Source organism: Streptomyces zagrosensis, assembly GCF_014203645.1.
GTDB classification, from domain to species: Bacteria; Actinomycetota; Actinomycetes; order Streptomycetales; family Streptomycetaceae; genus Streptomyces; species Streptomyces zagrosensis.
This window is the reverse complement of sequence record NZ_JACHJL010000001.1, coordinates 855,912-864,588: the sequence shown is the minus strand read 5'-3', so window position 1 is coordinate 864,588 and position 8,677 is coordinate 855,912. Positions and strand designations below refer to the sequence as shown.

The 8,677-nt window shown below is 67.8% G+C and carries 11 protein-coding genes; 4 read left to right on the top strand and 7 right to left on the bottom strand.

Features of this window, described 5'->3' with window-relative positions:
- Positions 1-400: 400 nt before the first annotated feature.
- Entirely contained in the window at positions 401-1,084 is a 684-nt protein-coding gene (locus tag FHS42_RS03670; protein ID WP_184568984.1) for a DNA-3-methyladenine glycosylase, read from the bottom strand.
- A gap of 165 nt (positions 1,085-1,249) precedes the next feature.
- Here FHS42_RS03670 and FHS42_RS03665 point away from each other — a divergent pair, with 165 nt between their 5' ends.
- A complete protein-coding gene (locus FHS42_RS03665; RefSeq protein WP_184568983.1) occupies positions 1,250-2,032 on the top strand; it encodes a sporulation protein in 783 nt (260 codons plus the stop codon).
- A gap of 119 nt (positions 2,033-2,151) precedes the next feature.
- Here the strand turns inward: FHS42_RS03665 and FHS42_RS03660 are convergent, their stop codons facing one another.
- Positions 2,152-2,490, bottom strand: a complete 339-nt coding sequence (locus FHS42_RS03660; protein WP_184568982.1) for a barstar family protein — start codon at positions 2,488-2,490, stop codon at positions 2,152-2,154.
- Between the two features lie 98 nt (positions 2,491-2,588).
- Here FHS42_RS03660 and FHS42_RS03655 point away from each other — a divergent pair, with 98 nt between their 5' ends.
- Both FHS42_RS03655 and FHS42_RS03650 read left to right on the top strand, forming a co-directional pair.
- A complete protein-coding gene (locus tag FHS42_RS03655) occupies positions 2,589-3,128 on the top strand; it encodes a YbhB/YbcL family Raf kinase inhibitor-like protein (RefSeq protein ID WP_184568981.1) in 540 nt (179 codons plus the stop codon).
- A 246-nt stretch (positions 3,129-3,374) separates the two neighbouring features.
- Positions 3,375-3,878 (top strand): HNH endonuclease, encoded by a 504-nt coding sequence (locus FHS42_RS03650; protein ID WP_184569094.1) that lies wholly within the window; start codon positions 3,375-3,377, stop codon positions 3,876-3,878.
- Between the two features lie 164 nt (positions 3,879-4,042).
- On the opposite strand, the gene FHS42_RS03645 is transcribed toward FHS42_RS03650, so the two are convergent.
- From FHS42_RS03645 to FHS42_RS03635, 3 genes are all read right to left on the bottom strand, one after another.
- Entirely contained in the window at positions 4,043-4,993 is a 951-nt protein-coding gene (locus FHS42_RS03645; protein WP_184568980.1) for an SPFH domain-containing protein, read from the bottom strand.
- 123 nt (positions 4,994-5,116) lie between these two features.
- A complete protein-coding gene (locus FHS42_RS03640; protein WP_312866690.1) occupies positions 5,117-5,539 on the bottom strand; it encodes an NfeD family protein in 423 nt (140 codons plus the stop codon).
- 119 nt (positions 5,540-5,658) lie between these two features.
- Positions 5,659-6,450, bottom strand: a complete 792-nt coding sequence (locus tag FHS42_RS03635) for an ABC transporter ATP-binding protein (RefSeq protein ID WP_184568979.1) — start codon at positions 6,448-6,450, stop codon at positions 5,659-5,661.
- Between the two features lie 110 nt (positions 6,451-6,560).
- On the opposite strand from FHS42_RS03635, the gene FHS42_RS03630 reads away from it, so the two are divergent.
- A complete protein-coding gene (locus FHS42_RS03630) occupies positions 6,561-7,427 on the top strand; it encodes an Rv1486c family protein (protein WP_184568978.1) in 867 nt (288 codons plus the stop codon).
- Positions 7,428-7,562: 135 nt separating this feature from the next.
- Here the strand turns inward: FHS42_RS03630 and FHS42_RS03625 are convergent, their stop codons facing one another.
- Entirely contained in the window at positions 7,563-7,802 is a 240-nt protein-coding gene (locus tag FHS42_RS03625; protein ID WP_184568977.1) for a chaplin, read from the bottom strand.
- A gap of 525 nt (positions 7,803-8,327) precedes the next feature.
- The gene (locus tag FHS42_RS03620; RefSeq protein WP_184568976.1) at positions 8,328-8,570 is read right to left on the bottom strand and encodes a chaplin; all 243 of its coding nucleotides are present in this window, start codon (positions 8,568-8,570) and stop codon (positions 8,328-8,330) included.
- Positions 8,571-8,677 lie beyond the last annotated feature (107 nt).

Here is an 8,677-nt window from a genome sequence, read left to right as displayed (position 1 = left end):
GTGGGAGACGGGGTGTCAACAAATTTGGCGTTGACTTTTGGCACGCTGTTGAGTTCTCAAGGAACGGACGCTTCCTTCGGTCCCGTTTCACCGGGGCCCTCCGGGCGCTTCCCTTCGGTGTTTCCAACCTTACCAGATCCTTTTCCCGCTGTTTCCAGCGGAATTTGTTTCCGGTCCCCTGTTGGAGCGGGGTTTTGTTTCGCGCCTTCCGGCGTGTCCACTACGTTAGCGGATTTCCCCGGAGCTTCATAATCGAAGCTTTCGAATCGCATTCCGGCATGCCGAAATACATCCCGATCAAGGGCCGCGCGTCGTAGTGGTTTTTGCCGTCTGGGGCGGCATCTGCGCGATCTTCCGATCGCACTGACAGCACTGCCCGTCTCAAGCGGCTCGGGCTACGTTAGGCGCCTGGACGCTTCGAGTCAAGCTTCGTCCCCGACGCTGAGCGGTTGCGGCGCCTGGGGGCGTGGGCCCGGTAGGGGCTGACCGTGGGGTCGTCCGCAATCCAAAAGCGCCATGGGTGGGTCGCCCCCTCCCCACCCACTCCTGTGCGCGGGCCACTGAGCACCTGATCGGCAGGAGCGGGGTCGCCGTGCAGCACGCTCAGCGCGCTCTTCGGGCCGGCACAGATGTCACTGCCGTTCAGGACCCGGTCCACACCCAGCCCCGTGGCCAGCCGCGCCGGCCCCTTGGCGAGTTCGTGGTCGTTGCGCGCGGTGGGGCGGTGGGGGCGGACCAACTCCTGGCCGTGAATGATCTCGCCCGCACGCAGGAGCACACCACTGGGAGTCCCGGCCTCGCCGCACACCAGATTGAGGCAGTGCCACATGCCGTAGGTGAAGTAGACGTATGCGTGTCCGGGCGGGCCGAACATCGAGGCGTTGCGCTCGGTGCGGCCCCGGTAACAGTGCGAGCCGGGATCGGCTGACCCTGCGTACGCCTCGACTTCTGTCAGGCGCACCTCGATTGGTCCCTGCGGTGTGCGGCGGACGAGTGTCCGGCCCAGTAGGTCAGGAGCGACCTGGAGCACAGGGCGGTTGAAGAACGAGCGGTCGAGCGGCGTACGGTCAGGTCCCACAGTCACGCGGTCCGAGGGTACGGCACCGCTCGTGCGAACTGCTTGGAGCGGGCGAAGCGGGCTGCCGAGGTCTGTGGCGCGGAACCGGCCGACACGGATTCGCGTGTGTACCGATCGACAGGCATCACGACCGAGGCGACGAAAGTGTGTCGCGTCCTGGGGAGGAAGAACATGGGCTTCAAGAAGCTGCTCGCGAGCATGGGAGCTGGCGGTGCTTCGGTGGAGACAGTGCTTACCGAGGAGAACGTCGTACCCGGCGGCGTGGTCCAGGGTGAGGTGCGTATCCAGGGCGGTTCCGTGGCCCAGCAAGTCGAAAGTCTCTCGGTTGGCCTTCAGGCCAGGGTCGAGGTAGAAGGCAACGACCAGGAGACCAAGCAGGACATCGAGTTCACCAAGCAGCGGCTGGGCGGCGCGTTCGAGGTGCAGTCCGGTGCCGTGCACGCCGTGCAGTTCTCCCTAGAGGTTCCGTGGGAGACGCCGGTCACCATGTTCTTGGGGCGTCATCTCACCGGCATGAATGTCGGTGTGACCACGGAGCTGGAGATCGCGCGAGCCGTGGACTCCGGCGACCTCGATCCGGTCAATGTGCACCCGATCCCCGCCCAGCAGGCGATTCTCGATGCGTTCGGCAGCCTTGGCTTCAGCTTCAAAAGCGCTGACCTGGAGCGCGGGCACATCCGCGGCACGCGCCAGCAGCTGCCCTTCTACCAGGAGATTGAATTCTTCGCGCCCCAGCAGTACCGGGGTTTGAACCAGATTGAGCTGACGTTCGTCACCGACGACCGGGCGATGGATGTCGTCCTGGAGATGGACAAGAAGCCCGGTCTGTTCACCGAGGGCAGCGACTCCTACCGCGCCTTCACCGTAGGCCTGGCTGACTACCAGGACACCGACTGGGCCGCGTACCTCAATCAGTGGCTGGCCGACGTGGGCGGCAAGCGCAACTGGCTCTGACCGGCAGGCGCGCTCGCCATCCGAGCGCTGTGTGAGGCGTGCACCGAGCGACTCGGTGCGCGCCTCACGCGTTTCAGCGTGTCAGCGGTTGGCATTCCGCGTTCGCCGCGCGCCTTGGCTCACCCTTGGTCGAACGTCACCGTCAGCGTTGTGCCGCGTTCCGACCAATACGCGATCGCGTCGGCCAGGACCTCGGCCGCCGTGTTAGCTGTATCGGGCGCCGCCGCACGGAACTCCTGCCAGCCCCGTACCCGAATCTCGTAGCCGCTGGGACGCCCCCACCAGGACAGGTCGCGCAGACACTCGTCGAGCGCGTCCCAGTTACGGCCGAACCATTCGGGGAGGTCAAGGTCCCGGGCGCAGCGGTCGAGGAACGTGGCCTTGTCGCGTACGCCGTCGAGATGCAGGTGCGCGGTGTGCGGTCCAGTGTCGGGGGTACCGCGTTTCGGTTCGGTCATATGAGCCATCGTCGCAGCACGGACGGCCGTGGGCCGGCGGTGATCGCTAGGCTGGCCGTGACCGCATCGTCACGCGAGCCGAGCAGAGAGGATTCAACGTGTCCGAGCAGAACCGGCGCCCGCTTCCCCATGACTTCCATCCGGCAGTGCCCTCGTTCACCGTGCAGAGCGACGATGTGACGCACGGCGGCGTGCTGAAGGACGATCAGGTGTACGGCGCGGGCAATAGGTCCCCGCAGTTGCGCTGGTCGGGCTTTCCTGAGGGGACGAAGAGCTTCGCCGTCACCTGCTTCGATCCCGACGCGCCGACCGGCAGCGGGTTTTGGCACTGGACGCTTTTCGACATCCCGGCCCATGTCACCGAGCTGCCCGCCGGCGCGGGCAGCGAGGGGTTCACCGGGCTGCCCGAGGGCGCGGTGCACGCGCGAAACGACTACGGCACCCGGGACTTCGGCGGTGCCGCGCCGCCGCCCGGCGACGGCTCGCACCGCTATGTGTTCACGGTGTATGCCGTGGACACGGACAAGTTGGGCCCCGACGCGGAGGCGTCGCCCGCGTTCGTGGGCTTCAATCTGCGCTTCCATACGTTGGGGCGTGCCCAGTTGATCGGCGAGTACGAGGCTCCCGCTGAGGGCTGAGAGCTGAGAGCTGTGGGCTGAGGCGACGAGCGCGGGGGCCCTGGCCCGTACCGCCCCCGGCTCTTCCTCTCGTACGTCATGCCCGTCATGCCCACTGCCTGACGTCCGATTCGCCCTATGGGGGCTGAGCGCACGGGCCTTCTCGTTTCGGACAGTGCCCGAAATTGCGTTGTCGTCCCTGGCTCGCGCGTCCAGAGTTAAGCCGTGCCCGAAACGGGGCGGGCCGGGATGCGGGAGGTGTTCGGGATGCGCGAGACCCTGGTGCTCAATGCCAGCTTCGAACCACTGTCCACGGTGACGTTGCGGCGTGCAGTTGTGCTGGTGCTTCAGGGGAAGGCCGTTGTCGAGCAGGCCCATCCCGAGCTTCGGGTGCGGGCCGCCGCGGTGGAGTTGCCGGTGCCGCGTGTGATCAGGCTGAGCCGCTACGTGCGGGTGCCCTTCCGAAGACGGGCGCCGTGGTCGCGGCGCGGGGTGCTGGTCAGGGACCGGTACCAGTGCGCGTACTGCGGACGCAAGGCTACGACCGTGGACCATGTGGTGCCCCGGTCGCGCGGGGGCGGGGATACCTGGCTGAATACCGTCGCCTCGTGTGCGGAGGATAACCACCGCAAGGCGGACCGTACGCCGGAGCAGGCGGGGATGCGGTTGCTGCGCGCGCCCTTCGCGCCGTCGCCATCGGACGCCCTGGTCCTGGGTCTCGGTGGTGCTGGTCGGCAGGCGCTCCCGGACTGGCTGCCGGTGCCCGCCTGACGGCACCGCAACGGTGTGAGGCAAAAACGATGGCCCCGTCGCTCGGTGGAGCGGCGGGGCCGTGTCGTGCGCCGGGTGCGGTCACCATGTGTACTGACTGCGGCGCGGTGGCTCTTGGGCCGCCGCGGGCGCGGATGGCCGGCGCGTGCGTAGTGCGGCTGTCGTCAGTCGATCCCGGGCTGCTCGCGACGCTGCCTGGGCGCAGCTTCCGAGCCGCCACCCGACCCTGAATTGCCGCCCATGGGGCCGAAGTTGCCGAGTGCGCCGCCTAGGCCCTTGAGGGCGTCACCGATCTCGCTGGGCACGATCCAGAGCTTGTTGGCGTCGCCCTCGGCGATCTTCGGGAGCATCTGGAGGTACTGGTAGGAGAGCAGTTTTTGGTCCGCGTCGCCCGCGTGGATGGATTCGAAGACCGTACGGATCGCTTGCGCCTCGCCCTCGGCACGCAGCGCGGCGGCTTTGGCATCACCTTCGGCGCGGAGGATGGAGGACTGCTTTTCACCCTCAGCGCGCAGAATTTCCGACTGCCGGACACCCTCGGCCTGCAAGATCGCGGCGCGCTTGTCACGGTCGGCGCGCATCTGCTTTTCCATCGAGTCCTGGATGGAGGTCGGCGGCTCGATCGCCTTCAGCTCAACGCGGTTGACGCGGATGCCCCATTTGCCGGTGGCCTCGTCCAGCACGCCGCGGAGCGCCGCGTTGATCTCCTCGCGGGAGGTCAGGGTCCGCTCCAGGTCCATGCCGCCGATGATGTTGCGCAGCGTGGTGACGGTGAGCTGCTCGATCGCCTGGATGTAGCTGGCGACCTCGTAGGTCGCGGCGCGGGCGTCGGTGACCTGGTAGTAGATGACGGTGTCGATGTTGACCACCAGGTTGTCCTGGGTGATCACCGGCTGCGGCGGGAAGGGGACGACCTGTTCACGCAGGTCAACGCGGTTACGTACGGAGTCGATAAACGGGACGACGATGTTCAGTCCGGCGTTGAGGGTCCGTGTGTAGCGCCCGAAACGCTCGACGATGGCCGCGCTCGCCTGGGGGATGACTTGGATCGTCTTGATCAAGGCGATAAACACGAGCACCACCAGGATGATCAGGACGATGATGATCGAGTCCACTGTGGCTCCCCGTGCCCTTCGGTTGTCGGTCGATCTTGGATAGGTGAGTCTGTCAGATCAGCGGACCACCGCACAGCCGGGGCGCCGCTTCGTGTGCACAGCTCATATCCCTGTTCGTACGGCTCACATCACGACGGCGGTCGCTCCGTCGATCTCCACCACATCGACCTGTTGGCCCGGCTCGTATGCCTGGTCGTCGTCGAGGGAACGGGCGGACCAGACCTCGCCTGCGAGCTTGATGCGCCCGCCGCCTCTGTCAACTCGCTCCAGGACGACGGCCTGTCGGCCTTTCAGCGCTTCGATGCCACTGGCCAGGGACGGGCGCTGGGTACGGTTGCGCGCGGCGATCGGGCGCACGACGGCGACCAGCGCGACCGAGGCGATGGCGAAGACCACCACCTGGAGCACGACGCCACCGCCGAGCGCGGCAGTGAGGGCACCGGCGACGGCACCCACGGCGAACATTCCGAATTCGGGCATCGCCGTCAGTACGAGAGGGATACCCAGTCCGACGGCGGCAATTAGCCACCACACCCATGCGTCCACGGGGTCATGGTAGTTGTCGGATCACACCGAGGACAGGGCACCGCACAGTCTGCGCCATTACGGGCCGATCGGCCCCGTCGCGCCCAGGCTTCGACGCGGGATGCCGGCCGCGCGGCGGATCACTTCAGTGGCAGGCCCTGCGCGGTCCAGCGCTCACCGTTGCGCCCCACGACCAGGGGAAGGCCGAAACAGTGCGACAGGTTACGGGAGTTGAGTTCACTCTCCATGGGGCCGGCGGCTAGCACCTCACCCTGTCGGATCATCAGGACGTGGGTGAAGCCCGGGGGAATCTCCTCGACGTGGTGCGTCACCATGATCATGGAGGGTGCGTACGGATCGCGGGCGAGCCTGCCAAGCCGGCGCACGAGGTCCTCACGTCCGCCGAGGTCGAGACCGGCGGCGGGCTCGTCGAGGAGCAACAACTCGGGGTCGGTCATCATGGCGCGGGCAATCAGGGTGCGCTTGCGCTCACCCTCGGAGAGGGTGCCGAACTTGCGGTCGAGGTAATCGCTCATGCCCAGCCGGTCGAGGAAGGCACGGGCGCGGTCCTCGTCCACGGACTCGTAGCTCTCTTGCCAACTCGCGGTCATCCCGTAGGCGGCGGTGAGTACGGTCTGCAACACGGTTTGGCTGCGCGGCAGCTTGTCGGCCACGCCGATGCCTGCCATGCCGATGCGCGGCCGGAGGTCAAAAACGTCTACTCCGCCGAGCTTTTCGCCGAGGATCTGCACAGCGCCGGCGGTCGGGAACAGATAGCTGGAGGCAATGTTGAGGAGAGTCGTCTTGCCCGCGCCGTTGGGGCCAAGGATCACCCATCGTTCTCCCTCGGCGACCGACCACGAGACATGGTCCACCAGAGCCCGGCCGTCGCGGACCACAGATACGTCCACCAGCTCCAGAACATCGCTCATGAGCGCGTTGTCTCCCATTGCAGTCTCGTCATGTCGCGTGTGCCGGCGGGCACAGCTCCCAAGCAAAACCTACGCCACCCGTTGTCGGTGCCAGTCCTTAGGCTGGTGGCATGCTCGATGAACCTCGTTCAGGACGCCTGGCCGCGTGGGGAAACGCCCTTCTTGCCGGGCTTGTCTCCCCTGATGACGCGGCGCACCGTATGACCGGCGCGGATGCGTCACACCGCGTCGCCGACCTGCCGGAGAGACCTGCTCCGCCTGGTGTGACGCCGAATGCGGCGCCGGTCGGTCTGACGCTGGCGATAGGACGGTTGCGTGCGCTCGGCGCGACCGGGCTGTGTGTGGCGCTGCCGGTGGCGGGGCATCCGCTGGGGCTGAGTGGGCCCCCGGAGTTCAACGCGCGGGCGCTTGAGGCGGGTGAGGCGGTGATCGCGGTGGGCGTAGCACTCGGCCTGGTGCCCGAGGTGCGCCGGGCCGGGCCACAGGTGCCGGACGGCGCTGTGGGCCTTGGGTCGCCGAACGGCGGGGCGGTGACCGATGAGGACGTCCACACCGAGGTTCTGTGGCGCTGTCTGCCGGTCCGCGAGGCGCCGCCCGCGGATGTGCCCTCGCTCGGCGAGGCGGAGCGGGAGCTGCCCGATGCGCTGCGGGAGGCGACGCAGGTGCTGTCCCAGTTGAATGTGGCGGGATCAGGTCCCGTAGCCGCCGCGGCGCTCGATGCGTACCGGGCGCGGGCCGAGCGCAACCGTGAGGTGCTTGCGCCGGGCTATCCGCCGCGCGCGGTGCGGGTGCTGGAGTTGGCACAGCGGGTGGCTGCGCTGGTGGACATCGCGTACGGGCCCGAGCACGGTGGCGCGGTGAGCGCGTCCGAGATCGCGGCGCGGGCCGCGGCGCTGCGTCCGGTGGAGCGGACTGCGCGGCGCGCTCAGGTGGCGGCCTACAACGCGTACGTGGAGCAGCGGCTACGGCAACCCTAAGACGGGATCGGGGAAGCGGCGGGGTCTCGGGGGCGGACGAGAAGCCGGGGAAGGGCCGGAGGGAGGGGACAGGGAAAGTCCCCGCGGACCAGACGGCGGGTCCGCGGGGACTTTCGACTACAGAAGGCGCTGTGATCAGGCGTTGATGCAGGTGTTGCCCACGGCAGGGTTCAGCACGGCGATGACGCTGACCGTGTTGCCGCAGAGGTTGATCGGCACGTGAACCGGGACCTGGAGCTGGTCACCGGACAGGACACCGGGCGAGCCAACGGCGTTGCCGCGGGCCCCGCTGTCGGCGAACGCGGCGCCGGACGAGGCTCCGACGGCCACGCCGGCGGCGGCGATGACCAGGGCGGCCTTCTTGACAGTGCTCATGGAGTTCATGGGGTTCTACCTTCTGCTGGAATGTCCTAACGGCCCCAGCCGCGGGGCCGCATGTTGACAACGTTCGGGTGACTGACGTGACACGGGTGGCGGGCGCGTTTACCCACGATCGGGTTGAATCCGGCGACGGACCGTAACCTCTGGGTCACCCGTGAGGGGCCAGACAGCTCTGTTGTGGACTGCCCCGGACTGCCCCGGACTGCCCTGGCCTGTTGCGCCCCGGACCGGCCCGACGAATGCTCGCGGCCCCGGGGAACGCCCTCGATGGACGTATGTGCTCCGGTCGCGGGGCCGACCCCAGACACGAAGACCGTACGAAGGCCCGCAAGCATCCCCGCCGAGAAGGCGACCGGCCCCGTGTTGCAACGACCACTCGAATTCGCCAGGTGCCACGGGGCCGGAGGGGCTGCGGGGGGCGTCAGATCAGGGTCCGGGGGCGCGGCGCTCAGCCGGGTGCCCCCGGCCTGGCGAGAACAGCGCGCTACGGACCCGATCGGTCAAAGGGTGCGTACCCGATCAGACGTTGATGCAGAAGTTGCCGAAGGTGGGGTTCAGCAACCCGACCACGTTCACCGAGTTACCGCAGGCGTTCACGGGCACGTCCACCGGGACCTGGATCTGCTTGCCGGAACCGACCCCGGGCGAGCCCACGGCCTTGCCGTGAGCGACGGCGTCGCTCACCGAGGCGGCGCCCGCCCCAGCGACAGCGAGTCCGCCGACCATGATCGATACGGCGGCGGCCCTCTTGGAGTTCTTCACTGCTCAGCCCTTCTCAGCTTCGCCGCGGCTTGCCGCCGCGGCGTGCCCTGGAGAACGGCTGACCGCCACAGGGGCTGCGCTACCAGCCTGTCAATCACACGACCGTA